General features: G+C 41.3%; 1 protein-coding gene. It reads right to left on the reverse strand.

The features are described from left to right. Positions 1-71: 71 nt before the first annotated feature. Positions 72-1,025 (reverse strand): type IV secretory system conjugative DNA transfer family protein (locus DW938_RS14495; protein ID WP_147342415.1); only part of this gene is annotated, 954 nt, incomplete at its 5' end.

Consider the following 1,025-nt stretch of genomic DNA (forward strand, 5'->3'; position numbering starts at 1 on the left):
ACAGCCACAGCCTTGTGGCTCAGACCTAAATCGTAAATTCTTCTCGGTAATATCAATTTGCATCAGCCTCCTCACGTTTTAATTTTCGCTTTTCTCATCGGAAATTCATCAAATTCTTCATCATCGACAGACACTTCAATTTCCGCAGCAACAGCTTTTTTCTGCGGATATTTAACCTCCACATCTCTGATTAATTCATCACGATTTTTGTAACAAACCTGCCTTGCTGTTTTATCAGGGAGACAGTATTCTTCCTCAAATTTAATCCCCCATTTAAAGAACAATTTCAGCTTTGAAATCATCGGGTGTGTTCCTGTTTTCATTACGATAAATTGACCTTTTGGCATAGATTTGAGTTCGTCCACAGTCATAAGCGGTCTGCCTATCATCTGAAGTGACTGTGATTTTTCCTTTCCGCACGACACAGAACCTGACAATACAGTTTGCTCTCCCAACGCTTTTGACAGTACTTCCGCTGATTGAGAATTTGGCGCAAAACCTCCGAACACGGTAAGCTGAGTGTTGTCGGTGATTATCTCCATGCCCTGTTTTCCGTAGTTCTGTTCAAGCTGTGCAAAGGACTGAATTATCGCAACGATTGATATTTTTCTTGAACGTCCTGCCGAGAACATTGCTTCAGCACCCTCTATCTTAGGAAAAGTTCCGAACTCGTCGCAGTAAAACATAACTCTGTTTTTAAGCTTTCCGCCGTTTTCATCTGCAATGACTAATATCTCACGGTATAGCTGTTGGATCAAAAGTGAAACCATAAAATATTTGCTCGTATCTTCTTCGGGAAGAACAATAAAAATTGCAGACTTCTCATTGCAAAACTTTTCTGCGTCTATCGCCGTTCCAAAGCACAGCATTTGTTCAAGTTCAGAATCAAGAAAACTGTTGAGCCTTGAAAGTGCAGTCGACATTACAGACAGCATTGACTGATCTGACGCATTCAGAGCCGCTCCTGCAAGCCATTTTGCTTTATGCTCCGAGGGGAGCTTGTCCATAAGCTTTGTAAAATACAT

Source organism: Ruminococcus sp. AM43-6, from assembly GCF_003461785.1.
Taxonomy (GTDB): domain Bacteria; phylum Bacillota; class Clostridia; order Oscillospirales; family Ruminococcaceae; genus Hominimerdicola; species Hominimerdicola aceti.